This is a genomic window from Leptospira stimsonii (assembly GCF_003545885.1).
In the GTDB taxonomy this organism is placed as follows: domain Bacteria; phylum Spirochaetota; class Leptospiria; order Leptospirales; family Leptospiraceae; genus Leptospira; species Leptospira stimsonii.
Genome location: NZ_QHCT01000001.1, coordinates 580,545 through 606,964 on the forward strand (window position 1 = coordinate 580,545; position 26,420 = coordinate 606,964).

A 26,420-nucleotide genomic window follows, 5' to 3' on the forward strand; every position below is an offset into this window, starting at 1 on the left:
TTTTTTCAGACCTCAGGAATAGTTTTCCTGAAAACCATAGGGAGGCAAGGAAATTCATTTATTAATCAAAGATATTGAAGAATCTCGAGATAACGTTTTTTAACTTCCGGATCGGTTTCTTTCTCAAGAATGGCAATTAAATCCTCTTTGCCTTCTAAGCCTTTTTTTTCTTTGGTTTCCGGCTGTTTAGAATTCACAAGGTTCGATAATTTGCCGATTGAAATTTCAAGAGAACGAACCACTCCTTTACCAAGAAACTGAGATGCTTGTCTGAGGATTCGGTTTTGAAGAAAAAGCAACTCTTGTTTGTAAGCATTGTGGGAAACTACGATTCTTAATTTTCCGAATTGGATCGAATTGACTTCGGAATGAGAAGCAAAGACTGGACCTACGATTTCTTTCCATCGATTTCGGAGTGTGTTCAGAGAAATTTTTTCTTGAAGGCTTTCTTCCGTAATACCGAGCTGATTGAGAACCGACTTAAATTCTTCGGTTTCAATCTTTTTGGATGAAATCAGATCGTCTTTCATTCTACGGAACGAACTTCTCCATTCTGAATCATAAAAATCTGCTTTTGGTCTTCGAGTTTACCGACATAATCCTGAATTCCTTCCAAATCGGTCGTAGTAAAAAAAGCCTGACCGGCGTTGACTACTAAGTCTACAAAATACTCCCTTCGTTTCACGTCCAATTCTCGGATCACGTCGTCAATCAAAAGGACCGGGGTTTTATTCAGGACATTCTTATAATAATTGAAGGTAGCGGCTTTTAAGGCGATAACGGCGCTTCGTTTTTGACCTTGAGAACCGAACTCAGTGATATCACGGGAATCCGTTCCGATAAAGAGATCGTCTCTATGAATTCCTGCCGAAGTATATCCGAGACGAAGATCGCGTCCCAGGTTTCGATTCAGTTTCTCAAAGAATTCCTGTTCGTCTTTGACGTCCGGTTTGTAAATCAATGTTAAGCCGTCCTTTCCTCCACTCAATTTATCCAAGTTGGATTGGTAGAATGAATTCAGTTCAAAAACGATATCCTTTCTTTTATTTAGAATTATCGTCCCTTTCTCCACAAGTCTCTTTTCCCAAATAGAAAGTTGAGAAGAATCCGAATTTCCAGTTTTCAGAAGTGCATTTCTATGTTTTAGAATTTTATTATATTCCAGCAACGAATCCAAATAAAAAGGATCAAATGACGAAATGAATGCATCGATAAACTTTCTTCTTTCAGCGGGACCACCTTCGATGATTTTCAAATCCATTGGAGTCAAAAGAACGGTAATAAATTTTCCGATCAGATCCGTTCTTTTTTTGATTTCTTCCTGATTGAATTTTAATCTTCTTTTTACTGTAGGTTTTGCAGTGTATCCGATTTCTAAAACGGATTCCTTTTGGTTCTCCTGAATCCTTCCACGAATAAAATAATTCTCCGCTCCCCAACGAATTAGATTTCCGTCTTCCGACTCGCGAAAACTTTTTAACCAAGAGAGCATACAAATCGCTTCGAGAATATTTGTTTTTCCTTCTCCGTTATCTCCCACAAAAAAAATAAGCCTGGAATGAAAGTCCAGGCTCAGTTCTTCGTGACTCCGAAAGTTTTGAAGTGTAAGATGTTTTAGAAACATTAAATTTTCATCGGCATAATCACGGAAATAAATTCGGGGTCGGACGGATCTTTGAAAATCACTGGCGAACTGGAATCCGAGAATTCAATCTTTACTTCCGTATCGTCGATCGATCTAAAAATATCCATGAGGTATTCTCCTTTGAAGGCTATGGTCACTTCGTCTCCAGAGTATTCTATGGATTTGTTGATACTGGCTTCCGATGCGCCGAGAGTTTGTGCAAAGAAATTTAAATTGTTCTTCGTAAATGTGAGTCTTACTTGTCTCGAAGGTTCTTCAGCGGCTGTCATAACCTGTCTTAGAGAAACTTGAAATTCTTCTTTCGAAATCGAAGTGGAGAATTTTGTGCTCTTAGGGATAACTTGTTCGTAGTTCGGAAAATTTCCTTCAATCAATTTACATAAGAGTTCTATGTTATTTGCGGACGCATAAATCTGACTATCGATCAAACCTATGTTACCGGTTTCCGACGTGGCGATCATCTTCGAAATTTCGCGAATTGCCTTTGCAGGAACGATAATCGATTCTTTGAATTGTAAAGGTGCGGGAAGTGTTCTTTCAATCTTACAGAGTCTCCTTCCATCGGTTCCCACAAAGATTAATTTTGTTTCGTTCGGAATCATATAAAGACCGTTGAAAATAAATCTTTGATCTTCGTGCGCAATCGCATACGAAGTTTTACGGATCATATCATTGATCAGCGTACTTGGAAAGGAAGAGACTTGAGAAGAATTGACTTTGGAAATCGTTTTAATTTCTTCGGCGTCCATTCCGGAAATTTTCGACTTGTAATCGTTTTTTCCGGACGCATCGGTAATATATGCGATCGAAGAATCTCCGTCGGATTCTTCTAAAGAAAGAATCGTTTCTTCAAAGTTAATCGTTTTAAAAAAACTGGAAAGTTGTTTTGCCGGTAAAGAAATACTTCCCGGTTGAATGACGTCCGCCGGAACTGAAGTTTTAATAGAGATTTCAAGATCCGTCGCAGAAAGGAAAACTTCTTTTCCTTCCGCCTCTATTTTAAGATTTGATAATACAGATTTAATCTCTCTTGCGGAGATCACACCTTCAACAGCATGAATCGCTTTTAAGAATTCAGATGTGTTTATTTTTATTTTCAATTTTGTTCTCCTAGTATCTTACTTAATTAAATAGATTCTTATTATTGTACAGTTGTAGGAGTAGTACCTGTAAATATGTACATAAAATCGTATTCCTATGGAATACTGAAATATGTCTCATTCTTTTTGAAAAGTGAATTTTCATTTCCGACATAATTCTTCGTAAATTTCTTCCTCTGAAGTGACAGTAATTTTGTATTATGTCTTATTTACAGTTTTAAGGATCTTACTGAACGATGAAAGTAGACTTTATTTACAGTTTATTGACAGTGTGTTTAAGTAAGAATGAGACAATCGTTCGGGAAGTTTTATTGAAGTCGATAGCGCGAACTGATTCTTTCGACTAAGAATTTCATTTCTTTGTTTTTAGAAAGTAAGTCTTCGGCTTTTCGAACGCCATGGATTACTGTTGTATGTTGGGTTTGAAATAATCTTCCAACTTGGGACTTATTCACTTTGAAAACATTGTGAAGAAGATAAAAACAAATGTGCCGCGGAATGATGAGTTCTTTTTTTCTACTTTTCCCCATAATTTCGGAAGGATCTAAGCTAAATTCTTTTGCTACGGCTTCGATGATACGATCATGAGAAAATTCGACATTCTTCTTACGATAGAGACGGTTCTTTACGATCTCTTTTACCTTTTCCAAATTTAAAAATAAAAGAGAATATGACTTTTTATAAAGATAAATATCGTTGAGAGCACCAAGGAGAAGTCTTGTATCTTCTTCAATTTGATCGGCAAGAAAATCTAAGATATCTTCACTCAAACCCAAATCCATAATCTGAGAATGATGTGCGACGATGCCCCTCCGAATTTCCCGATCCGGATATTGAATGTCCGCTTGAACACCGGTGACAAATCTTGACTTTAATCTTTCGTGAATTGGAAGCTCGGAACTTGGACGATCCGATGCAATGACGATCTGTCTTCTTCTTTCAAAAAGGAAATTAAACAAAGCGAAGAATTCGTCCTGAGTTTTTTCCGCATTCGTGGAAAGAAGCTGGATGTCGTCGACAAGAAGACAATTGTAAGATTGGTATTTCATCTTAAAACTTTCAATGAGTTCTCTCGATTGAAGGGCAAATCGAAACTCGTTCATAAAAGAAGAAATATCAACGTAACAAACGGTTTTCCAAGGATCTTTTTTTATGAGTTCCGAGCCGATCGCATGAAGCAAATGAGTCTTTCCAACTCCGACGCTTCCGAATAAGTAAAGAGGATTGATTTCGGCCGGCTTTCGCACACATTCTTTTGCCGCAGTGAATGCCAGACGATTGCAATCGCCTACGATAAATGAATCGAATGTATAATCCGGATTAAATTGAAAATCTTTTTGATCGAAAGATTTTTCAAGAATGGTTTGAAGAGGAGATGCAGGTTTTGCTTCGATTAGAATTTCGACAGGAATTTTATCTCCGCAGGCTTCTAAGATCGCGTTCTCGATAATGCTTTGATATTTTCTTTCAACGTGAGTCTTGATCGTAGCGGAAGGTGCGATGATCGTACATTTTTCAGAGTTAAGAGTTTCTAATTTTAGGGTATCAATGAACCTTTCAAAGTATTGAGGAGATATTTTTTTCGATACTTCCTCCAAAATTTTATTCCAAACTAGGTTCAACTCTTCCTCCAAAGAAACAAAAACAAAAATTCTCTCTCACAAGAGATTTTTACGAGTGTGATTTGGATCGAATTCTCCAAATCGATTGAATAGGGCTATTTTTCACTTCTCCTCCGGAGTCCCGGAGCTCGATGAATGAGAATACACTATTTTTGAAAGAACTCTTGTACTCAAATGAAAATTCCGGAATCGGAAATTTCTCCGGAAAAAAGGAACAGTTTATGTATTGAATAATAAATTATGTCTCGAAAGAGATTTTTTGATAAATATCCGTTTCGTCTAACGTGCTTTATGTGATTGGTTAGGAATCTATATGTAAGAAATTGAATATAGCTTAGAGTGAGAGGTGAAAAAAGAGTCTCGAAAGTGCGAGTGTTTCCAGCCCGATGATCTTTTTATGAATTTCAGCTTTGAATTGGAAGAGCGCTTCTATTTTAGAAATATGATTTGTATAGCCTGTTCTTGTGTATTCATAAATTAATAGAAGACTTACGAGCTCTAAGAATTCCTTATATGAAAAATTTTCTTTCCATTCGGGATGTTCGTCTTTATAAGAATGGATCCAAGATTCTAATTTTAGTAAATCGAGTTGTGTTTCGATTTTATCTTTTATTTTTTCCTGAACCAATTCGATCACAGCCTTCGGACATTCAAAGGAAAGCATACTTCCTCCTTGAAAAGGAAGAATCGGAAGATCGAATTGTGAATGGATTTTATGAAGTGCATCTTGATTGAGATAATGAAACGGGACGCAGATCGCCCTACTTACGATCGTCTCCTTCAATTTATCTAGATTATTGACTATGAATATGAATCGTGAAAAAGGGGGAGCTTCTTCCAACGATTTTAATAGCGCGGTTTCAGCTTCGTTCCCAATCAGAGAAGCATCCGGAAATACAATGAACCGAAATTTAGAAAGATGCGGTCTGTAGTTGAGTCGAGATCGAATCAACCAACGAATCGTAAATTCTTCCGGGTTCTCTTCACTTCCAATCGGAACGATTTTGCCGCTTTCTTCCGGAAAGCGGATGTAGTCCGGATGCGAATTGTGCATGAAAGCTTTGCAGGAAGCGCAGGTCCCGCAAGAAGTTCCTTCGAAACAAAGTACCTGTTTGATAAATCGTTCCGATGCTGATTCTTTTCCCGTTCCATCCGGTCCATGGAGAATCAAAAGAGGTGGAATCATCTCCGGCTTTGCTGAATATCTTTTTAAAAAAGTTAAGGCAATCTCTTGTCCTAAGATATCACCCAGTTGAAATGTCGGCGAAGTCATTTTTTGTTTAGTAAACCGGAGTCAACCAATGTCTATATTTTTCATCTTTATTGATTACAAGATTGAAAAAAAGACTTTGTATCTTCTTTGTGATCGGTCCCATCTCGCCGGTTCCGATTTTTCTGTGGTCGATTTCGGAAACCCATGCGATTTGAACTCCGGTTCCAGAAAAGAAAACCTCATCGGAAATATAAAGTTCACTTCGAGAAATATCTCTCTCAATGACTTCGATTCCATTGTCCCTCGCGATCTGAAGAACACTTCTTCTTGTAATTCCTTCCAACAAGGACGAATTTACTCCGGGTGTGATGATTTTTCCATCTCGAACAAGAAATATATTTTCTGCAGATCCTTCGCTCACGAAACCGCGCGCGTCCAAAAAAATCGCCTCATCAAATCCGTTTTGAACAGCTTCGGACTTTGCAAGAGCGGAGTTTACATAGCCGCCGGATACTTTGGAAAGAGTAGGAATCACTGCGTCGTCAAATCTTCTCCAACTGGAAACCATTGTCTTCAATCCACGCTTCGTATCTAAATAGTCGTTTAATTGAAGAATGTAGATAGCGAGTTCGGTCGGTACGTCATGAAAGCGAGGAGAAAGTTGTAAGGCCGATGTATAAACAAAGGGGCGGAGATAAATATTCTCTTTATAACCGCATTGACGAATCAAATCGATTGTTATGTCTCTCAATTCTTCTTTCGTCTTTTCTAACTTCAATTGCATGATCTTCGTTGAGTTGATCAATCGTTGAAAGTGGTCTAAGATACGAAATAGATAAATGTTATCAGTATCCTTATCGTAATAACCTCTCAACCCACCGAAGACGGTGGTTCCATATTGAAGGGCATGCGTCTGGATGCTGATCTTAGCTTCGGATTCGGGAAGGATTTTTCCTTCAAAATAGGATAGTTTCTTGATGGATACTGCCATAGAACAGGAACCTGATAAGTGATATAATTCCATGAATCAATATGTCGGGTCTCCTGTCGATTGCATCTTGTAATCAAAGACTCGTTACTTGCGAAACATCTTATTCTTAAATTTGAATCTATCTTCAGGAAGTTGAATCTCCATGGTTGAATCCAAGACTCCATCCGTTTTTCCAAATCGTTTTGACTGTATTGTTGTCGGCGCGGGGCACGCAGGTTCCGAAGCGGCTTACATTGCTTCGAGAGGCGGCGCTAAAACTTTACTGATCACGATGAACTTAGATACGATCGGGCAGATGTCCTGTAACCCCGCCATCGGCGGTATCGCAAAAGGACATATGGTTCGAGAAGTGGATGCTCTTGGTGGATTGATGGGCAAGGTGATCGACCAAACAGGAATTCAATTCAAAATGTTAAACACCTCAAAGGGTCCGAGTGTCTGGGCACCGAGAGCGCAAGCTGAGAAGAAAGAATATCAACTTAAAGTAAAACATACGCTTGAAGCAGAGAAGAATCTTTCGATTCGACAAGACACAGTAGAAGAATTGTTGATTGAGAATGATTCCGTGATCGGAGTTAAGACCGGTCGTGGTTTCGAAATATATACGAATCATTTGATCTTAACTACGGGAACATTCTTATCCTCGCTAGTTCATATCGGGACATATCAAAATGAAAACGGAAGATTGTGCGAGCCAACGGTGAAAGGGCTGTCGAAGTCGCTTGCAAAATACGATTTAAAGTTAGGGAGATTAAAGACAGGAACTCCTCCTAGAATTCATAAGAATTCTGTGGACTTAAGTGTTCTTGCGATACAAGACGGAGACGCAAACCCTTCCCCGTTTTCTTTTTCTACCGATAAGATTACGAGAAGACAAATTCCTTGTTATATCACGTACACGAATTCTGAAACTCATAGGATCATTCATGAGAATCTAAATCTTTCTCCTATGTATTCCGGACAAATTCAGAGCACGGGACCACGCTATTGTCCTTCGATCGAAGATAAGATCGTAAGATTTGCGGATCGAGAAAGACATCAGGTTTTTTTGGAACCGGAAGGATATGAGACAGCGGAGATTTATCTCAACGGAGTTTCAACGAGTCTTCCTGAAGAAGTACAATGGAAACTCGTACGTTCTCTTAAAGGATTGGAAAACGCAGAGATTCTTAGACCGGGTTACGCGATCGAGTATGATTATGTTGATCCAACGGAATTGAAACCTACTTTAGAAACAAAAAAAATAAAAGGCCTTTATCACGCCGGACAAATCAATGGGACTACCGGTTATGAAGAGGCGGCGGCTCAAGGATTGGTCGCGGCGTATAGCGTTCTGAATTCTTTAAAGAATCACCCTCCCCTCTTGTTCAAAAGAAGTGAATCTTATATCGGCGTATTGGTCGATGATCTCGTTCACAAAGGTGTTGAAGATCCCTATAGAATGTTCACTTCGCGCGCCGAACATCGACTTCTTCTGAGACAAGACAATGCCGATCATCGACTGATGGAATACGGATATGAACTTGGACTCGTTGATCAAGTTTCCTTTGATCGAATGAAGGAAAAGTATGAAAGAGTCAATTCCGTTAGAGAAAAAATCTACCAAATTCCTCTGAAGCCTTCGGAAGAATTTCAAAGTCTTTTAGATCAAAAAGGAATCGCGAACTACAAGTTTGGTATGAAGTTGGATTCGTTTTTAAAAAGACCGGAAATTAAAATTACGGACGTCGAGTTTATGATTCCTGAAGTTCAATCTTGGTCGGAGTTGGATAAGAGTATTCTTGAGATGGAAATCAAGTATGAAGGTTATATCAAAAGAGAACTCGAGACCATTCAATGGAAGAGTAAATATTTGGATCTGAATATTCCCGAAGATTTGAGTTATGATTCGATCGCCGGTTTGAAAAAGGAAGCCATTCAGAAATTAAAAACGCACAAACCGATGACACTTGAAAAAGCTTCCCAGATTTCAGGCGTGGATCCAAGCGATATCGATCTCCTTTTGTATCATATCAAAGGAAGAAAGAAGCAAGAGGCAGAAGCTTCCTAAAGTTTTCAACCGAATCTTGTCGGAACTCCGACCCGTTTCACATGAAACATTTTTAGAAAACCCGGTTCTTGCCGGGTTTTTGTTTTAGTGCTCCTCATCGGAATCGATTATGCTTATTTCTTTCAGACATTTCTATACGAAGATCCGGAGCATTGAGTATCGTTCCGTATTTCAATTTTCTCCCGGTTGAATTTTTATTCATCGGTGCAAATCGAGAAGAGAAGATTGTCTATTCGCTACTCAGTTTTAACGGAAAAAGAGATTGAGAACAGAAGAACGGAGAAGAGTTTTTCTGTTATGATTATTTTACTTTGAAGTTCATTGATTTAAATGAAAGCGACGAAATGGAAATTTCAGATCACTACTTTACAAAAGTTCGAAGGTCAGGAAAAAACTATTCGGCTTGGAACCTTTAAAGTGTTTTTAGTACTCGCCTTTGATTCAGTTTTTTTACGTCGCTTGCTCCTATTACATTCTTCCTAACCTCGTTTAAATTTTCTGCACGGTCCGATCATTTGTAGAATTTCTCTCGGAAGAATTCTAGAAAAGTAAAAGCTACACCCTTGGATTCCAACTTTCTTTGTTTCGAGTTCTTTTTATTTATGAAAGAAAAGTGCAGAGGGAATGACCGCGATCCATTTCGTTAAAACCTTGATGAACTTCCGAATGTCACATTCATTTTATAAGAATCGGATAAGCGAATTCAAAGTTTTGTTTCCGATGATCTGTCTCGCATTCTTGAGATTTGAAACGCCAAATCATATCTACTTTTCTAAAACAAAGAGCGCATTCACTACAACGTTGATGTCGAAAGGAATCTTCTTTATTTCGCAAGATGATCTTTCCGATTTACTGAAAGATGGAAGTGAATCTTTTAACATAGAACAAGGTCGGAACTTCGACGCGACTTAGGACGGTGGATTGAGGTTTTGTATTTAATTCCGATCGCTTTTCTTTTCTTTCGCGCGATGGAATGACACGAGCTTTTTTAAGGAATAGTTTTGAATTTAAGATGCAAAAGATTCGAAACGATCTTACTTCCGGCTCTCCAAAAAAGAGCGTTCCATAGAGATCAAGAAGGATCTATTTTTCTCCGCGGCGAAGTATTTTGAAACCGTATCTTTGCCGCACTTTCGCGAATGAAATTGTGCCTGAATGCTAAAGAAATTTGTAGAAAGGAACCGAGTATTGTTCTCGGTCCATTCATTCCGGGTTCACTATTTGTAGAATAGTTCGTGAGTCTTAAGAAGTTCCCACTTGTTGTTTTGTTTCACGTGAAACGTAAAGCTGATAAGCCGTCGATTGGAGTCGTAGTTCAACTGATTCTTTCGCTCCTGCTCTCCTTGCGTGTTGATCCTTGTAAGAAGATTTCCTTTCTCATCATACTCGAATTTAGTCGAAGCGATTTGTTTTTTTTCTTCGTTGTAAATGTTTTGAGTCAAGAGTTTAGGATTCTTTTCGTCTTGGATTAAGGAAAAGGTTTCGACTTCTTTTGATTCGGACCAACTCGTTTGTCCCGACCTTGCGAATTCTTTTTCCCAGCTGTTGATATTTGATTTTATTAACAGTTTGCCCTCTTTATCAAAGACTTCGATCAGATCAATCGACCCTTTCGGATTGTAACGAAAGGTTTTGGTTTCTATTAGAAGATTTTCTTTATTGAAGAGCTCTTCTCTTACAACTTTTCCGTCTTTGTATTGAAACTGGGTCGAGCCATCTGGCTTACCTTCTTCGTTCAAGTATGATTCTTTGATAAGCTTTCCATTCGAATCATAATCGTAGTTCGCAGTGTAGATCACTTTACCACTCGCATTCTTAACTACTTCTCTAACGGGACCATTTAGAGAATTTCCGAAAACGAATTTGTCTAAGTGGGACCATTTTCCGGGAGTAACTGCAAATAGAAATCCAGGGAAAAACAAAAATAGAAATAGGATTCGAATCATTCTATAACCTCTACCCTTTCATCATCGGAAAACTATCCAAAAGGATAACCTTCAATTCAATGAGCAGAAAATAAAAAGACGAAGAATGGAGGATTTAAAGCCTTGAAAGGAAATCAAGTGACGTTATTTTCTTCCGCACTGAGGAGAATACAGATGAATTGGAAGAAGATCGGCTTAGGCTTTTTAGGAGCCTTGGTTCTATTTTTGCTTTATACGATTTTTATCACGGAGAAAGGAATCCAATCCTTAACTCCTAAAACGAAGTTTGAAGAAAAAGATTACGGAAAAATCGCCGAAGAAGCCTCGAAAGATTTACAAACCTATCTAAGAATTAAAACCATTCGCGGAAATGAAAAACAGGCCGCATTATTTTTGAAGAGTCTTTTTGATAAGCGAGGAATCAAAACGACGATCTTTGACGTTCCCGGTAAGCCGGAAAGAGCAAGTATCATGGCCGAGATCAAAGGGAGCGATTCTGAAGGAGGTTTGATTCTCACAAATCACTTGGATGTTGTCGAAGTGAATGAAAGTGAATGGATCCATCCGCCTTTTTCCGGAGTGAGAGTTGGAGATAGAATTTATGGTCGGGGCGCCGTGGATACAAAGGGCTTAGGGATTATGGAACTCTACGCCTTCTTCTTAATTCATGATTCTGGAATAAAACTCAAAAAGAATCTGATGTATCTTGCAGTTTCCGATGAAGAAAGTCGTTCCGAGTTTGGAATGCGTTTCTTAATCGCAAATTACAGGAATATTTTTAAAGGATACGAATTTGTTCACAACGAAGGTGGAGTTGGAACGAAGGACGTCGTATTGAAAGGAAGCAAAATCTTCAATATTCAGCACGCAGAAAAAGGCGCCGTCTGGTTGGACTTGGAAAGCGAAGATATTTCGGGACACGGAAGTACTCCCCCCGTTGAATATGCGGCTCTCAATCTGATAGATTTTCTTGAAGAAGTAAAGAAGATGAATCAGATCACGATCATCAAAGATGAAACGGCGTCGTTCTTCTATCAGATGGGGGAAGTTAGTCCGTTTCCGAATTCCTTCGTATTAAAAAGATCCCGAAATCCCTTGCTCGGAACTATCTTAAAGGGAGTCATTCAGACGAACAAACATTTGCGGGCGATGACAAGCAACTCCGTAAGCATAACCGGAGTCGATACGCATTACGCCGGAATCAATGTGATTACTTCGAAGGCGAATGGAAGTATCGATATAAGAATTCTTCCTGGATTCAACGAAAACGAAGTCTATGAAACTGTGAAGAAGCTCGGTGAAAAATACAAAGTGAAAGTGACAGCGAGACATTTGGAACCTGGAACGACATCTCCCGTGGATTCAAAATACTTCAAAGTTCTTTCCGGCGTAGTAAAGCAAGTGGTTCCGGGTTCCGTGATCACACCTTTTTTGTCACCGGGAACAACGGATTCTTCTTATTTGAGATTAGCCGGCTTTAAATGTTATGGTTTGATTCCTTCTTTGATGAGTTCGGAAGAGATCGATGGAATTCACGGAAAGAACGAAAGTACGACGGTCGAGCATTTAAGAACCGGTATTGAGATTCTTCACAAATCGATTATCGAATTCAATAACGTCGAGGATTGATTTTTTCTTCTGCACCAAGGCAAAACTTATTTGTCTTGGTGCTCTTCCTTTACATGGATATTCTATCTTAGAGGATCCTCTTCCGTTTCCAAAAGAACTACATCGATTCTGAAGGAAGAATTTAAAATGAGAATCGGGGGGAAGGAAAAATCTTCCGATAAGAATTGAAGAAAACCCTTTGATATAGAAATCCGAACCATAAACCATCCAACATAGTTCTCCTGAAATTTTTGATCTGAAAGAAATCAAATTCTATCTCATAGATGAAAGAATTCTGACTTCTATTTTCTATCTTGATTGAAGTCATTAAAAACCAATCGAAGCTCTTTTAAGAGGATTAATAGATCCTGTCTCTTGTTTGTGGAAAAGTCTTGAAGAAGAGTTTCAAAATGACCGGTTATTTTTTTCGGCAACGTTTTCTCCAATCCCCGACCGGCCTTTGTCAGAGTAATGACCGTCGCTCGTTTGTCTTCATCGGAAACCTCGCTCTTGACTAATTGATTCTGAACCATTCTCGCGACCATTCGAGAAGCGGATGGCGCATCTTGTAATGTTATATGGATGATTTCTTTTTGAGTCAGAGATTCTTTTTCCCACAGTGTTGCGAGAACTTGCCATTGTTCCGGAGTTAAGTTGTGGTCTCGAAGACAACGGGAAAGTTCCCGTCGAAAAAGCAACGCAACACGATGGAGATTAAAACCGAGCTGATGATCCAGAATAAACATGAGAAGAGTTTTCTTCTCTTCTTCCTAACGTCAAATATAATTGTTCAAACAAGTAAAAGATGTTAGGGAAGAATTCGATTCTTATATGAATGCTCTTTACGGTTCGAAAGAGTTTTAATTCTTCTTTGCCTGATTTTTGCGCAGTCATTGGATACGATGGTTCTCTGTTGAAGAAGGTTTTCTTCGACAGAGAAGTTTCTTACTAAGAATCTGTAGAGACAAAGGAAAAGAAAATTCTACCTTAGTATCATGCAAGATCCGAAAGAGTTTTCCGTGGAATCAATCACCGAAAGATTGAATGAAAGGTTTCCGAAGGAGGCAGAAGAGATTCTCCCTTTATTTGATTGGAATTTAATTGTTTCTTTTACTCGGTTCTTAAGAGAAAAAAATGAGATCGGTGGATTCTTTTCCAAAAGGGACTCGGAAGAAATTTTGGATCGTCACGTCCTAGAATCCTTATATCACGTGTATCAAATTTCCAAAAAAGTCGGTTCTTGGAAAGGAATTCAATTGGGTGACGCAGGTACGGGTCCGGGGATTCCGGGTTTCTTTTTTCGTTGTTTGAAAGATCATCCTCTTGTCGTTCTCATCGATTCCCAGAAAAGAAAATTAGCTCATACGGAAGAGTTCGTTAAACAAAACGGATTTTCCGAAGTGAAGTTTCGATTTCTTAGAACGGAAGAATCCAAATCAAACCTTGATTATGTCGTATCACGTGGATTTATTCCGTATCCGTACAGTGCCGAAGCCGTTTGTAATCTTGTAAAGATGGGAGGAACTTATGTCCCATTTTTAGCAAAACATGATATTCCAGTAAAAGTAGAAAAAGAAGTTCTGTCAAACTCAGGATTTGTTCTCGAATCGACGGAAGATTTTCCTTCACTTGAATTTTTAGGGATGCGACATATTAAATTCTTGAAAAAGGTTTCTAGCCCGAGGCATGGTTATCCTAGAGCTTGGAAGGATATCAGCAAGGAGAGTAAGGGCGGAAATGGGAAAAATAGTATCCATTAGTAATCAAAAAGGTGGTGTCGGAAAAACGACAACCTCCATCAATCTTGCGGCTAACCTTGCTTCGATCGGAAAGAGAGTTCTGATCATTGATATGGATCCTCAGGGAAATTCGGGATCCGGTCTCGGATTAGAAATCAATACTCTCGCAAAAACGTCTTACGAACTTCTCTTGGGGGAATCTTCTCCAAACGAATGTATTCAAAGAACGAACGTAAATAATCTTCACATCATTCCTTCGAACATCAACTTGAGTGGCGCGGAAGCGGACCTCCTTGCTGAAGATGAAAGAGAATATAGATTGAAGAACGCAGTTTCGGAACTTCGTACTGAATACGATTACATTCTCATCGATTGCCCGCCTTCTTTAGGAATTCTTACGATCAACGCTCTTTGTGCCGCGGACAGTGTGATGATTACTCTTCAAACCGAATACTTCGCCCTGGAAGGTTTAACCCAGCTTATGAAAATTATTTCTCTGGTTCAAAATCAATTAAACCCTTCATTAGAATTGGAAGGCGTTCTTCTTACGATGTTCGATAAGAGAACCAATCTTGCGAACCAAGTCGCCGAAGACGTGAAGTCTTATTTCAAAGATAAAGTTTATACTACGATTATTCCTAGAAATGTAAAATTAAGTGAGGCTCCTTCTTTTGGACAAACCATCATGAGCTATGATCCGGAAGGAGTTGGTGCTCAGAGTTATCGAAGTCTTGCTTTGGAAGTTGCAGGGAAGAATTAACAATGGCGATCAAACCCAAAGCCCTAGGGAGAGGCCTTGGAAATTTAATTCCGGTCAATGAAAATAAAACTCCGATGGATTCTTCCTCGGATGGAGCGCTTCGAGAAATTCGTATCAGTGAAATTCGACCGAATCCTGGTCAGCCGAGAAAAACGTTTTCGGAAGAATCTCTCAAAGAGCTTTCTGAAACGATCAAGGCCCACGGTGTGATCCAACCGATCGTAGTGAAACAATTGGACGCGGGATATGAAATTATTTCCGGAGAACGACGTTATCGAGCCTGTAAGCTCGCGGGGTTTGTAAAAATTCCTGCAATCGTTAAGAATGTTTCTGAAAATCAGTCCATGGAAATGGCGATCATTGAAAACATCCAAAGGGAAGATCTAAATCCTATAGAAGAAGCGATCGCTTATAAGACACTCTCTGAAAAATTAAATCTGAAGATTACAGATATTTCGGCTCGCGTTGGAAAGAATCGCTCGACCATTTCGAATTTGATCCGTCTTTTACAATTGCCCGATTCCGTTCAGGATTTGATTAAGACCGGAAGAATTTCCGAAGGACACGCAAGGCCTCTTCTGTCTCTCGCCGATCGTAAAAAGATCGAACAACTCGCCTATCAAATAGCGGAGAAAGGTTTAACCGCAAGACAAGTGGAGGAATTGGTTTCCAATCTTACCGATGAAAAACCGATTACAGAAAAGAAAAAAACCCGCAAAGACGTAAACATCGTGGACTTAGAAAATAAGTTTCGTAAAAAATATTCGATGAAAATCGAGATCGGTCACAACCAAGGATCCGGTAAGGGAAAGATGACGATCGTTTATCCAAACTTAGAAGCGATGGAAAAGATTTTGAACGCGTTGGGCCTTTAGAAACCAAAAGATTCGAACTTGGATAAAATATAAATGACCCCATCAAAAAGAAGAATTGCGTTTTGTCCGATCATTTAGTTCTTATTTTAAGTTATATAAATTTATTCCGTAATTGGGAGCCAGCTATTAATTTTACGTTCACTTCTTTGATAGTGATCATTGTCCTAACTTTATATTTGAAATCGCCGGTAAAAGAAAGAGAGATGGAGAAACATTTTTACTTTTTCTCTTATTGGATCGATCTATTGATATTAATTTTGATTCCTTTGTTGTTGTATATTAAACTGGCGGATGCATATGACAAAGACAATCAATGGGGACCGATAATACTGGGTTTCGTTTTGAGCTTCATATTTATTTTCTACGTAGAATTGGATTCACGCTCTAAAAAGATTCGATTATTTTATTTTTTTATCCTTGCTTGCAGTAGCGCCTCATTGCTCGGTTTTCTTGACGTATTATTAGAATTTATTAATATTTAAAGCGGATTTCAAATTTCTCGAATTTACTTTGTCCAGAATCTTCGAATATTCTGATTTTAGAAGTTCCAATCCGAAAGGAGAGCGTAATTTATAAAACCGGTTATGACTGCAATTGCTCGATTCCGTTCAAGATTTAATCAAGAGTGGAAGAATTTCTGAAGGCCACGCAAAATCTCTTCTTTCTTTGGCTGATCGAAAGAAGAGCGAACTACTCGCCTATCAAATAGCGGAGAAAGGTTTAACCGCAAGACAAGTGGAAGAATTAGTTTCCAATCTTACGGATGAAAAACCCGTTACGGAAAAGAAAAAATCCCTCAAAGACGTAAACATCGTTGATTTAGAAAATAAGTTTCGTAAAAAATATTCGATGAAAATCGAGATTGGTCATAACCAAGGATCCGGTAAGGGAAAATGACGAGCGTTTATCCAAACTTAGAAGCGATGGAAAAGATTTTGAACGCGTTGGGTTTGTACGGTAGGTGAAATATTTCGTCAAAGGCAGTCGCAAGATTCTAGATGTTTCGTCATCGTAAAATCCTGCAACGACCGTAACGTAGAAATCCTTATTGGATCATAGACACTTTTGCAAATTAGGATTTATCTTTTTTATCCTTTTTTCGTTTGAATGCCCAACCAGCTCCAGAGACCGTTTTGATCCCTATGGTTCCAACACTTTGACCGTTGTTGGCATTCATAAAATTAATCTGTAGATCACCGAAAGATTCTACAATGACCGTATCGCCACCTGCCACCTTGGTGATTTTTTTTAACGAATTTGTGATTCGTATTTTCCGATTATTTTCGGCTTGTACGTCGTCCTTTTTTTCGCGAATGATACAAGGGTAATAAAACGGAGTGAAAGCCCAAATTCCGAGTGTTACCCAATTGATCGGAACTTGCCAATAACAATAAGGTTTTCTCCAAGACTCTTCTTCTAAATAATCATAAAACCAGAATAATGGACTATCTTGGTTGTAATCGGAATAAACATGTCCTAAAAGTTCCCATTTTTTCTCATCGTAGATGAGTGTATGACCATCCCAAGAAAAGCCTGGCGGAAACTCGATCACATAGGCGTTTAGATTTGCAACATCGGAAAGTTTAAGTTTTTCCGCTTCCTGCGTCATTGCGCTCGTATCCACAACCTGACCTTTTTTTTCAAACCTTGCTATGTAATTCATACTAGCACAGGTGACGAAAGAGGAATTTATAAAGAATAAAAAACATAAGATAAAAATTTTCTTAGGTAAATATTTCCTTTTTAACCCTTCGCTTAAAGAATGGAACTTTGAATCCATTTATTTCCTCATTTTATAAATTAGAAATTGTTATTAATTTCTATAACGTACAACCGACAGTTTCTCGGTGAATTGCATGTGGCGGGATCATGACGGGAAAAAATAATAAAAAAAATCTGAAAATCAATATATTATCAATTTATAATTCATTGAAAATTAGAATAGAGGGATGACTAAAAGCGAAAATCCACCTTCGGATTGAACGACAGAAAAATCGGAATCATCTGCAATGTCCGAAACAACGCTTTCAATTTCTATTCTAAAATATCCAGCAAAAATCCGCGAATGTCTGTTAGAGATTTTAATAGTTTAAACGCGGAATTTCCTTCGTTCATGATCAATTCCGCGAGAATTTGGATTTTTTCGTCAATGATCTTTACGACGTGATAGATTTTCTTGGCTTCCCCTTTCATTCTTCTAGAAAGAGTTTCTACCCTCATATTTTGATCGATTACTGCTTTGGTGATTGCTTGAACGTGCTTTTGGTAAGCCTCTAAGTTTCCGATGGATGGGAGATCTAAGAATCGTTTTTCGATTTCCGGTAAATCCCTCCAGAGTGCATTGAGATCCTTTGTCGATTCGGAATTGGAGGGAACGATTTCTTCCAATATATCTAAGAAGGAAGAAGAGGTCGGACTTTCAATACTTTCGGTTTGATTGGTGGAATTGCCTCCGCCCAAAGAAGAAACTGAATTCTTCTTGCCTTTCGAAGTTTGTCTTGTTTCGGTTTCTTTACGAGGAGGCTGGTAAGGTGGTATGAGTACTTTCAATGTGCAACTGGGTTGATCTTACAATTGCCTTCGAATTGTACCCCCTCTTCCATGACGATTCTAGGAGATACGATATCTCCTTTCATTCGACAGGACGCGAGCAATGTGACTCTCTCACTGGCGTAAATATTCCCATTGATTTCACCGCCAGCGACAACAATTCGGGCTCTTATATCTGTATCGACGATTCCGGATTTACCAATGAGGACTTTTCCTTCAGTTTTTATCGAACCTCTGAAAATTCCATCGATTCTTAATAAACCTGAAAGCTTAAATTCGCCGCTGAATTCTGCGCCTTCGCCAATGATACTATTTACGATTAAGTGTTCTTCTGTGGTCGCCATTCAGTCCTGAATTTGGTTGAGGAAAGCAAACGGGTTGATTGCTCTTGTTCCAACGTGAATTTCATAGTGGAGCATATAATTGGGAGAGGATTCTGTTTTTCCAACAAATCCGATCACTTCCGTTTTTGAAACCTGTTGGCCTTGTCTCACTTTCAAACGATCCATATTCGAATAGATCGTTTTCCATCCATACTTGTGTGCGACTTTTACAAAGTAGCCGGTGTTTCTTGTATAACCGATCTCGTAAACGGTTCCCGGTGCGGTCGCCATTACTTCTGAACCTGCGAAGGAACCGATATCGACTCCGCTATTGTATTCTTTTCTTCCCGAAATCGGATTGAAGTAAGGGCCGTATGGGTAAAGAACGTACCCTTTAACAGGCCAAATCGACGGAGTTTGTTTTAGAATATTCTTTCTTTTTTTAAGAATCGAAATGATGTCTTGGGTCAATTCGTTGCTGATCTTTAAGTTGTGAACGTCTTCTTTTAAACGAAAGACCGCGGCGCCTTCCGGTAAATCGTTTGTCTGAGGATTTGATGATTTCGGTTCTATAATGGACGGTGGTTGCGTAGAGAGTTGTTCCGCACCTCCAATTCCTTTCGAAACCTTAGCGGGATCTCCACCGAGTCTTACATAAAGTCTCGCCAATCTTCCATAATAGTATTCTACATATTCGTGAAGAGAGTTGATCTCTTCTTTCATCTTCGCTGATTGTCTGATGAAGTCTTTGTTGGACAGGTTGAGTTCCGTGAGTTGATGGACGGAACCGCTGTGGCTCAATACGTTGATGGAGCTTATGATCAAAAGAATAAAGATCGTTCCAATAAAAATGGAAATCGCTCTGTAAGAAATATGAAAGTTGATGGTTTTTTGTTCCGAGTGCGGAATTACCATCACTGTAAGTCTTTCTTTTCCTTTTCGATTGAGCTCGGAAAGTTTAAGATCAAGTTTAAGTTTATACTCCTGATACTTATAACGGAGTCTATAATAGATAAGTGCGGAAGTTGCTTTGATATCCACGGTTTATGTCCCGAAACTTGGTTTTTAGCGAACTGCTTTCACCTGTCTGAAGAGATCCTAAAAAATCTCTTTTCAGTCAATCGAATTCACAAAAAGTGACTCACTAAAACCGGATTTCTATGGTTTCTATAGCCGACACACATTGCCATCTCGATATTATACAATCCCAAGGTCTCGAAATCGCGGACTGCTTAAAAAATGCGTCGGAATCCGGTGTTAAAAAGATCGTCCAAATCGGAATAGACCTTGAGAGTTCAATTCGCGCCCGTTCTATAGCGAACGAATATTCAAGTGATTCGTTAGAGATCCGTTATTCGATCGGATGCCACCCGACGGAAACTCATGAATTTCCTAATAAGGATGAAATTCTAAAACTTATTTATGAGAATTTAGACGATTCGAAACTTTCCGCCATCGGTGAAATTGGTCTCGATTATTATCACACGGCCGATTCAAAAAAGCAACAGGAAGAAATTCTGGAAGCTTTTTTGGAATGCTCCGCAAAGACAAAACTTCCGGTCGTAATCCATTCAAGGGACGCGAAGGAAGATACAATTTCGATTCTTAAGAATTTCCGTGATCGTGCTTTTGGCGTGATTCATTGTTTTACTTATGACTATCCAACAGCAAAAGCGTTAGTCGACATCGGTTATTATATTTCTTTTTCAGGAATCGTCGCGTTTAAGAATGCAACTGACATACAAGAGGCGGCCCAAAAACTTCCTCTCGAATCGATATTGATCGAAACTGACGCTCCTTTTTTAGCACCTCCTCCCTTTCGAGGAAAAAGAAACGAACCCTCATACATGAAGTTCGTTTTGGATAAGATGTTTTCTCTTAGACAAGAACCCAATTCCGAAGTTGAGAATCGACTCTTCGAAAATAGTATAAAATTTATGAATCGTAAGGCGTACCACCACAATGCTTGATTTGCGTTATATCACAGAGAATACGGAAGACCTCAAAAAAGTTTTAGAATTAAGAGGATTCAAAGACATCGGCGTCATAGATCAGCTGACTTCGATCATTCATCGGAAACGAGAACTCCAAAGAGAAGCGGATATTCTAAGAGAAGAAAGAAACAGAGTCAGCAAAGAAGTCGGTAAGATCAAACAATCCGGCGGAGATATTTCCGAAATTTCAGCGGCGGTAAAATTAGTCGGAGAGAAAATAAAAGACATCGAAATCAAATTTGAGATAGAAGAGACCGCACTCAACGATCTTAATTTAAGTCTTCCTAATATATTAGATCCGAAAGTGCCGGCAGGAAAGTCGGAGCACGACAATGTCGTTCAATATGAAATAGGAACAATCCCGAAATTTTCCTTTCCACCCAAACCGCATTTTGAAATCGGCGAAGCGCTGAAATGGATCAACTTTGAGAAAGGTGTGAAACTTTCCGGCGCTAGGTCATATACGTATTGGAAAGAAGGCGCGAAGTTAGAAAGGGCTTTGATGAATTTTATGCTCAACGTTCACACGGAAGAACACGGATATACGGAAGTCTGGGTTCCGGCAATGGTGAACGACGAATCGATGCTTGCGACCGGGCAGTATCCGAAATTTAAAGAAGAATTCTATAGAATCGAAAAAGATGAACTGAATCTGATACCAACGGCGGAAGTGCCATTGACCAATCTCTATAGAGACGAAATCATTCCAGAGGAGCAACTCCCGATTTCCGTTACGGCTCACACTTCTTGCTTTCGAAGAGAGGCGGGTTCCTATGGAAAGGATACGCGTGGATTAGTTCGTGTGCATCAATTTCAGAAAGTGGAGCTCGTAAAATTCTGCAAACCGGAAGATTCCGAAGAACAGCATAAACAGATGTTAGCTCATGCTGAAAATATTCTCAAAAAATTAGAATTGCCTTACAGAGTTATTATTCTATGTAGCGGGGATATTTCTGCCAATTCCTCCATAACGTATGATATCGAAGTCTGGATGCCCGGTCTAAATCGGTATATGGAAATCTCTTCGGTCTCGAACTTCAGAGACTTCCAAGCACGTCGCGGAAAAATTCGCTACAAGTCGAAGGAAGGAAAAAATCAACTCGTTCATACGATCAACGGATCCGGCTTAGCGCTCGGCAGGACCTACGCGGCGATCTTGGAAAACTTTCAAAATGAAGACGGAACCGTCCGAATTCCCGAAGTATTAAAACGATATCTTTGAGTTTAGAATTTTTACTTTTTCAAAACTTTTAAGCTCAGGTTTTTTTCAAAAGAAGAGATAATAGACTTAGGAATTCTAAAATTTAGAATTCTCGGAGTTCTATGATGTTATCTTTTTTAAGAAAGAATCGTTTCGTTTTGACGTTCTTAATTCTACTCAATTTTCAATCTGTCATTCTTGTTCTTTCTTCTCAGGAATTGAGTCGCTCCGAAAAAGTCGCAAAACAAAAAACGGAAAAATTAAAAGGCGGGATCAATACGAAACTCAATGAGTTTGGAATCAGCCTGACTGACGACGGGAATATTCTTTATTTTTACTCTAAAAGAGAGAATTCGAATTATACGGATCTTTACCGCTCTTCTCGCGATGGAGAAAACTGGAATCAGGGGGAAGAAATCTCGGTCTTGAATTCTAACTACGACGATCAAAGTCCCTTCATAATGAATAAGGAAGAAGGAATTTTGTTCTCCTCGAATCGAGATGGCGCGATCGAGTTTCAACTTTCCAATGGAAAAATCGGTGTTTCCCGAGATTTGTTTTTTTCAAAAAGAAGCGGGCCTTCTTGGATAAGACCAGTACCGCTTCCCGGAGCCGTCAACACCGAGGAAATCGAGGAGAATCCGTTTCTGTTTAACAACAAACTCTACTTTACCCGATATCCCTTCGGACAAGTAGCAGATGCGGACATTTTTGTTTCCCTCTATAAAAATAAAATTTGGGAAAAGGCATCGAGTCTTCCCGAACCGATTAACAGTCCGTATTCGGAGATCGCCGCAACGATCAGCAAGGATGGGAGAACCATTTATTTTTCTTCCAATCGCCCCGGTGGATTCGGAGGCTACGATCTTTACAAATCGACGTTTCTACCCGATGGATATTTTTCCGATCCGATCAATCTAGGACCTGAAATCAACACCGCCGGAGATGAAGCTTTCTATTTGGAAACGAGCGATATTGGATCCTTTTATTTTTGCAGAAGAACCGGAAAAGATTACGATATCTTTTCGAACCAAAAGAATCCATTTCAAGAGTTAGAAAACGGAAAATCCCTCTCTCTTGATAACATTCTTTTCGCCTTGGGTTCGTATGAAATTCTTGAGAACTCGTTTCCGATTTTAGAAACTTTAAACAAGTATTTGTACGAAAATCCGAAGGCGAGAATTAAAATAACCGGACATACGGATTTGAATGGAGAGCCGCAGGACAATTTAATACTAAGCCGGAATCGAGCCAATTCGGTAAAAGATTATCTAGTGAAGAATGGAACTGATCCTGCTAGGATTGTCACTGACGGAAAAGGGAGTTCGGAACCGATTATCCCTCAGAAAAATCCGGAAACAGATTTTAAGAATCGAAGAACCGAGTTTCAAATTCTTAACCCTTAGAATTTCAATTTTTCCCTAAAATGCTCTGGAAAAAAACCGGGTTCGATCCATGATATGCATCATGGCTGAGAAAAGAATTTTATGTTTTGTTTTCCTCTCGTTTTTTTCGATCTCAGTATTTTCTCAATCTGAGAATTCAGGTTCTCGCCTGGAAAAGATTCTCTCGAAAAAAGAAATCGTAGTCGGCGTTAATAAACAATATGAACCGTTTTATATCGAGAATCCGAAAGACGGTTATCCGGGAGTGGATGCGGAACTTGCCAAACTCTACGCAGATTATCTTGGTGTTTCTTTAAAGCTGGTCCCTCTCAAAACCTTTCGTCAATTTTCAGAGGATATTCGATCAGGTAAAATCGACCTTGCGCTTGCCGGGATGTCCACGGATTTAAATCGAGGTAAACAAGTTACTTTTTCGGATCCGTATCTCGTTACTACGCCGGCGGGATTGGTTAGTAAAAAAATTCTTCCTCCCGAACCGGAAGGCAACATCGTAACATCTCGCCGATTTATGAGTCTGGGCGATCTTTCGACGCTAAGTGGGCTTGTGAGTTTTTCCGTACGATCGAATACTACCAATCATATTTATCTGCAAAAAAAGTATGCAAAGCTTCCGATTTATAGTTATCTTTCCGATTCTATCGCAATCGATAATCTCCTCAGCAATAACGTAACTTGTTTCGTGGCGGACAGTTTTTTTATTCTCACCTTACTTCAAAAGAACCCCTCATTAAAAGCGAACTATCTTCCTCTTTTAGGAACCGTTCAGGAAGAATATATCAGCGCGGCTCTTCCGCAGAATGATTTGATTTTTGTGGATAATTTGAACTTCTTTATAAAGGAATTAAAACGAACCGGTGTTTTGGAAGAGTTGAGAAGCCGATATTTTAATCAGAATAACTGGGTAAAATGATCTGTGTCCATTGACCTTTTGAAAAAGGCAGCTTTCTTCTATTGCCTCACGTATATTCTTATTCCAAATTCTATCTTCTCGCAGGAAATTGAAGAAAAGACGAAACTGGATTTTCAAGGAAATTACAGGGTTCGCGGATTCAATCTTGGAAGAGATATCTTTACCACGCGCCAGACCGCGGCGACTCCGTACGATAAGGCGGCGTTTAAAACAGAAGATCAAGCCGCGCAACAAGCAATTGCTGACAATGAAATTGCCGAGCGGCTGAAAGGAAATCCATCCACTCTTTCTCCGCGTAAGGAAGATATTTCTTACTTCGATACAAGAATGACGGTGAACATGAACTTCAATACTTCGAAATATTTCGAAGCTCTTTGGGGTGTACAAGTCGGTGATATAACTTTCGGCGGAAAAGGATTCGGACAGAATTCCAATGTCGGTCCGGGACAAGGCGGTGAGGTCGGTTTTTCAGCGCCTGTAAATATCCAGACAACATTTCTCTATCTCAATTTTAAACTTCCTGAAGACGCCTTTAGTCTGAGAGTGGGACAGCAGTTATTTTCTTCTGCGCGAGGAAGAGTCGTATTTACTCCAGGAACCGGAGTAACAATCAATAAAGATTTTCGCTTATGGAATACTACGATTGAGGCAGGTTGGTTTGTCGCGAGACAAAACGCACAACTTGATCTTGATAAAAATACGTATGCGGATAAGAATTATATCGGAACAAATATTTATTTTTACGAAATTAAGACGAGTCTCTTAAATAATGTAAAGAACGAACTCTATTCTTACTTCTTAGATGATACTGTCAATTCCATCGATAAAACAACGAATGCAAAAGGGAATGTGATCGCTTTGGACAGCGAAGTCGGCCAACTCTTTTGGCATGGCTTGATGACTGAAATCAATTTGTCCAATTTCGGATTTGTAGTTCACGGAATCTACAACCATGGGAAGGTTCACGCACTGGATCCTTATCGAGATGCGGCTGGTAACGTCTTATATAATAAATATAGTAAACACAATATTTCAGGCGGTATGATTGATCTTCAATTCTCTTATCGGTATAGCGAGAATTTGACTTTCAACTTGGTTGGTGTTGGAACTACTGGAAGACCCGGTTACGATAAGGACGGAACCAAGGCGAATCTGAAAGGTGGCGGTTACAAAACGCTTTTACCAGGTTATTCGATCTCGAATATTGCAAACGACTTCACCGGTGGATATGCGCTTTTTTCAGGAAAGGATTCGAGCGGACTTTACGAATATGGAATCAACGGAGACATCGTTGTCTACGGTCCTTTACTTTTAACCTTAGGTTATTACAGGCTCTACGGTACGAAATCGCCGTATATAGAAAACAATCGTTACTTTAATTTTGATAACGGTTACAAAACGAGCGCTTACTTCGGTCAAGAATTCAACATAAACCTAAGATGGAACGCCTTTAGAGATATGCAGATATTGATGAGGTCCGGTTACTTTATCGCAGGCGATGGCTTGAAAGCATATTTAGACACTAAGGAAGGAAAAATTCTTAGGGAATTTTTTGTAACCGCTGAACACCGGTTCTAAAGTTGCAGTCTAGATCGAATCGCCCTACCTAACGTATATTGGTCGGAAAGTTCGATGGAACCGCCTACCGTGATTCCGTAAGCAATTCGAGTGACGTTGACCGAAAGTGGTTTGAGTTGGTTTGCCAGATAATCCGCTGTCGCGTCTCCTTCCAAAGTCGGATTGGTCGCGATCAATACTTCTTTAACTTGTTCTGGTTCGATCCGTTCCAATAATTCTTTGATTCGAAGATCACGAGGCCCGATTCCTTCCAAAGGAGAAATGACTCCGTTTAGAACGTGATACTTCCCTTGAAACTCTCGCGTATTTTCAATGAAAAAAATATCTTCCGGTTGTTCAACGACACAAAAGGTATGAGAATCCCGTTTTTCAGAAGTGCAGATATCACAGATCGGCGTTTCGGAATAGGATCCGCAACGTTGACAAAACTGAATTCTACTCTTCGTATCCGCAAGTTGATGAATGAATTGATTGAAGAGACCTTGCTCAAGTCTTAATAGATGAAAGCTGATACGAAAGGCACTCTTTCTTCCAATTCCAGGAAGCGAAGATAAAGCTTCCACCATCTCGTCAAGCAGATGATTAGCCAAGATTTCCACCGAACATTTTAGAAATTTCCGAAAGATCCAAACCGCCCGATGCCGATTGAAATTCGTAAGCCGTTGCTTCTCTCGCTTTCTTTAGCGCGTCGTTCGTTGCCGCTAAAACGAGGTCTTCGAGCATCTTATTGTCGTCGGCGTCGAACAGCTGTTTGTTGATAAAGACATTCGTAATCAAACCTTCTCCGGTTGCTGTAACGGTCACCATTCCTGCTCCAGCATCGCCTGTGACACGAATTGCGGAAACGCGCTTTTTGACTTCTTCCATCTTTTCGCGGAACGCGCCCATGTTGGAAAGAATCTCGGAAAAGTTTTTTATTTTATCAAACAT

25 protein-coding genes and 2 pseudogenes are annotated in these 26,420 nt (G+C 39.4%); 13 read left to right on the top strand and 14 right to left on the bottom strand.

Translation table 11 applies throughout. The annotated features are described in order from the left end of the window. Nucleotides 1-65: 65 nt before the first annotated feature. From DLM75_RS02870 to DLM75_RS02895, 6 genes are all read right to left on the bottom strand, one after another. Nucleotides 66-530 carry a DciA family protein gene (locus DLM75_RS02870; RefSeq protein ID WP_118967024.1) on the bottom strand — a complete coding sequence of 155 codons (465 nt, stop codon included), beginning with the start codon at nucleotides 528-530 and terminating at the stop codon, nucleotides 66-68. After that, nucleotides 527-1,624, bottom strand: a complete 1,098-nt coding sequence (gene recF, locus DLM75_RS02875) for a DNA replication/repair protein RecF (protein WP_118967025.1) — start codon at nucleotides 1,622-1,624, stop codon at nucleotides 527-529. The genes DLM75_RS02870 and recF overlap by 4 nt, the downstream gene beginning before the upstream one ends. Then, nucleotides 1,624-2,745 carry a DNA polymerase III subunit beta gene (gene dnaN, locus DLM75_RS02880; RefSeq protein ID WP_118967026.1) on the bottom strand — a complete coding sequence of 374 codons (1,122 nt, stop codon included), beginning with the start codon at nucleotides 2,743-2,745 and terminating at the stop codon, nucleotides 1,624-1,626. Before dnaN ends, recF begins: the two co-directional genes overlap by 1 nt. 308 nt (nucleotides 2,746-3,053) lie before the next feature. Next, on the bottom strand, nucleotides 3,054-4,379 hold the full coding sequence (gene dnaA, locus DLM75_RS02885) for a chromosomal replication initiator protein DnaA (RefSeq protein ID WP_118967027.1): 1,326 nt from the start codon (nucleotides 4,377-4,379) through the stop codon (nucleotides 3,054-3,056). Nucleotides 4,380-4,701: 322 nt separating this feature from the next. After that, nucleotides 4,702-5,640, bottom strand: a complete 939-nt coding sequence (locus DLM75_RS02890) for a DNA polymerase III subunit delta' (RefSeq protein ID WP_118967028.1) — start codon at nucleotides 5,638-5,640, stop codon at nucleotides 4,702-4,704. A gap of 7 nt (nucleotides 5,641-5,647) precedes the next feature. After that, nucleotides 5,648-6,571, bottom strand: a complete 924-nt coding sequence (locus DLM75_RS02895) for a branched-chain amino acid transaminase (protein WP_118967944.1) — start codon at nucleotides 6,569-6,571, stop codon at nucleotides 5,648-5,650. 142 nt (nucleotides 6,572-6,713) lie between these two features. On the opposite strand from DLM75_RS02895, the gene mnmG reads away from it, so the two are divergent. Both mnmG and DLM75_RS02910 read left to right on the top strand, forming a co-directional pair. Then, nucleotides 6,714-8,621 carry a tRNA uridine-5-carboxymethylaminomethyl(34) synthesis enzyme MnmG gene (mnmG, locus tag DLM75_RS02900; RefSeq protein WP_118967029.1) on the top strand — a complete coding sequence of 636 codons (1,908 nt, stop codon included), beginning with the start codon at nucleotides 6,714-6,716 and terminating at the stop codon, nucleotides 8,619-8,621. A 666-nt stretch (nucleotides 8,622-9,287) separates the two neighbouring features. Then, nucleotides 9,288-9,533, top strand: a complete 246-nt coding sequence (locus tag DLM75_RS02910; RefSeq protein WP_147456599.1) for a hypothetical protein — start codon at nucleotides 9,288-9,290, stop codon at nucleotides 9,531-9,533. Nucleotides 9,534-9,838: 305 nt separating this feature from the next. Here DLM75_RS02910 and DLM75_RS02915 read toward each other — a convergent pair. Continuing rightward, nucleotides 9,839-10,519: pseudogene (locus tag DLM75_RS02915) on the bottom strand (hypothetical protein); the annotation flags it as partial. A 201-nt stretch (nucleotides 10,520-10,720) separates the two neighbouring features. Between DLM75_RS02915 and DLM75_RS02920 the strand changes: the two are divergent. Then, complete coding sequence (locus DLM75_RS02920; protein WP_118967945.1) at nucleotides 10,721-12,175, top strand: M20/M25/M40 family metallo-hydrolase; 1,455 nt, start codon at nucleotides 10,721-10,723, stop codon at nucleotides 12,173-12,175. 281 nt (nucleotides 12,176-12,456) lie between these two features. On the opposite strand, the gene DLM75_RS02925 is transcribed toward DLM75_RS02920, so the two are convergent. Next, complete coding sequence (locus tag DLM75_RS02925) at nucleotides 12,457-12,900, bottom strand: MarR family winged helix-turn-helix transcriptional regulator (protein WP_118967033.1); 444 nt, start codon at nucleotides 12,898-12,900, stop codon at nucleotides 12,457-12,459. A gap of 249 nt (nucleotides 12,901-13,149) precedes the next feature. Here DLM75_RS02925 and DLM75_RS02930 point away from each other — a divergent pair, with 249 nt between their 5' ends. The 5 genes and pseudogenes from DLM75_RS02930 to DLM75_RS02950 form a co-directional block, all read left to right on the top strand. Then, nucleotides 13,150-13,914, top strand: coding sequence for an RsmG family class I SAM-dependent methyltransferase (locus DLM75_RS02930; RefSeq protein WP_118967034.1), 765 nt, complete (start codon nucleotides 13,150-13,152; stop codon nucleotides 13,912-13,914). Beyond that, entirely contained in the window at nucleotides 13,892-14,653 is a 762-nt protein-coding gene (locus DLM75_RS02935) for a ParA family protein (RefSeq protein ID WP_118967035.1), read from the top strand. Before DLM75_RS02930 ends, DLM75_RS02935 begins: the two co-directional genes overlap by 23 nt. Nucleotides 14,654-14,655: 2 nt before the next feature. Next, nucleotides 14,656-15,528 (top strand): ParB/RepB/Spo0J family partition protein, encoded by an 873-nt coding sequence (locus DLM75_RS02940; protein WP_118967036.1) that lies wholly within the window; start codon nucleotides 14,656-14,658, stop codon nucleotides 15,526-15,528. Nucleotides 15,529-15,590: 62 nt separating this feature from the next. Then, nucleotides 15,591-16,010: a hypothetical protein gene (locus DLM75_RS24870; protein ID WP_118967037.1), complete on the top strand. Its 420-nt coding sequence runs from the start codon at nucleotides 15,591-15,593 to the stop codon at nucleotides 16,008-16,010. Between the two features lie 106 nt (nucleotides 16,011-16,116). Further along, nucleotides 16,117-16,493, top strand: a pseudogene (locus tag DLM75_RS02950) (ParB/RepB/Spo0J family partition protein); the annotation flags it as partial. A 107-nt stretch (nucleotides 16,494-16,600) separates the two neighbouring features. On the opposite strand, the gene DLM75_RS02955 reads toward DLM75_RS02950, so the two are convergent. The 4 genes from DLM75_RS02955 to DLM75_RS02970 form a co-directional block, all read right to left on the bottom strand. Beyond that, nucleotides 16,601-17,308: a hypothetical protein gene (locus DLM75_RS02955; protein ID WP_174715065.1), complete on the bottom strand. Its 708-nt coding sequence runs from the start codon at nucleotides 17,306-17,308 to the stop codon at nucleotides 16,601-16,603. 254 nt (nucleotides 17,309-17,562) lie between these two features. Beyond that, nucleotides 17,563-18,078 carry a YaaR family protein gene (locus DLM75_RS02960; RefSeq protein ID WP_118967038.1) on the bottom strand — a complete coding sequence of 172 codons (516 nt, stop codon included), beginning with the start codon at nucleotides 18,076-18,078 and terminating at the stop codon, nucleotides 17,563-17,565. Beyond that, nucleotides 18,075-18,422: a bactofilin family protein gene (locus tag DLM75_RS02965; protein ID WP_010573154.1), complete on the bottom strand. Its 348-nt coding sequence runs from the start codon at nucleotides 18,420-18,422 to the stop codon at nucleotides 18,075-18,077. The genes DLM75_RS02960 and DLM75_RS02965 overlap by 4 nt, the downstream gene beginning before the upstream one ends. Next, nucleotides 18,423-19,442, bottom strand: coding sequence for a M23 family metallopeptidase (locus DLM75_RS02970; RefSeq protein WP_118967039.1), 1,020 nt, complete (start codon nucleotides 19,440-19,442; stop codon nucleotides 18,423-18,425). A gap of 119 nt (nucleotides 19,443-19,561) precedes the next feature. On the opposite strand from DLM75_RS02970, the gene DLM75_RS02975 reads away from it, so the two are divergent. The 5 genes from DLM75_RS02975 to DLM75_RS02995 all read left to right on the top strand — a co-directional run bounded on the left by DLM75_RS02975 (nucleotide 19,562) and on the right by DLM75_RS02995 (nucleotide 25,490). Then, nucleotides 19,562-20,371: a TatD family hydrolase gene (locus tag DLM75_RS02975; RefSeq protein ID WP_118967040.1), complete on the top strand. Its 810-nt coding sequence runs from the start codon at nucleotides 19,562-19,564 to the stop codon at nucleotides 20,369-20,371. Then, complete coding sequence (gene serS, locus DLM75_RS02980; protein ID WP_118967041.1) at nucleotides 20,364-21,617, top strand: serine--tRNA ligase; 1,254 nt, start codon at nucleotides 20,364-20,366, stop codon at nucleotides 21,615-21,617. Before DLM75_RS02975 ends, serS begins: the two co-directional genes overlap by 8 nt. A gap of 101 nt (nucleotides 21,618-21,718) precedes the next feature. After that, nucleotides 21,719-23,002, top strand: a complete 1,284-nt coding sequence (locus DLM75_RS02985) for an OmpA family protein (protein WP_118967042.1) — start codon at nucleotides 21,719-21,721, stop codon at nucleotides 23,000-23,002. 61 nt (nucleotides 23,003-23,063) lie between these two features. Beyond that, complete coding sequence (locus DLM75_RS02990) at nucleotides 23,064-23,912, top strand: substrate-binding periplasmic protein (protein WP_118967043.1); 849 nt, start codon at nucleotides 23,064-23,066, stop codon at nucleotides 23,910-23,912. A gap of 3 nt (nucleotides 23,913-23,915) precedes the next feature. Beyond that, a complete protein-coding gene (locus tag DLM75_RS02995; protein WP_118967044.1) occupies nucleotides 23,916-25,490 on the top strand; it encodes a hypothetical protein in 1,575 nt (524 codons plus the stop codon). Here the strand turns inward: DLM75_RS02995 and recR are convergent. Both recR and DLM75_RS03005 read right to left on the bottom strand, forming a co-directional pair. After that, entirely contained in the window at nucleotides 25,487-26,080 is a 594-nt protein-coding gene (recR, locus tag DLM75_RS03000; RefSeq protein WP_118967947.1) for a recombination mediator RecR, read from the bottom strand. The two genes, DLM75_RS02995 and recR, sit on opposite strands and share 4 nt — an antisense overlap. Continuing rightward, complete coding sequence (locus DLM75_RS03005; protein ID WP_118967045.1) at nucleotides 26,073-26,420, bottom strand: YbaB/EbfC family nucleoid-associated protein; 348 nt, start codon at nucleotides 26,418-26,420, stop codon at nucleotides 26,073-26,075. The genes recR and DLM75_RS03005 overlap by 8 nt, the downstream gene beginning before the upstream one ends.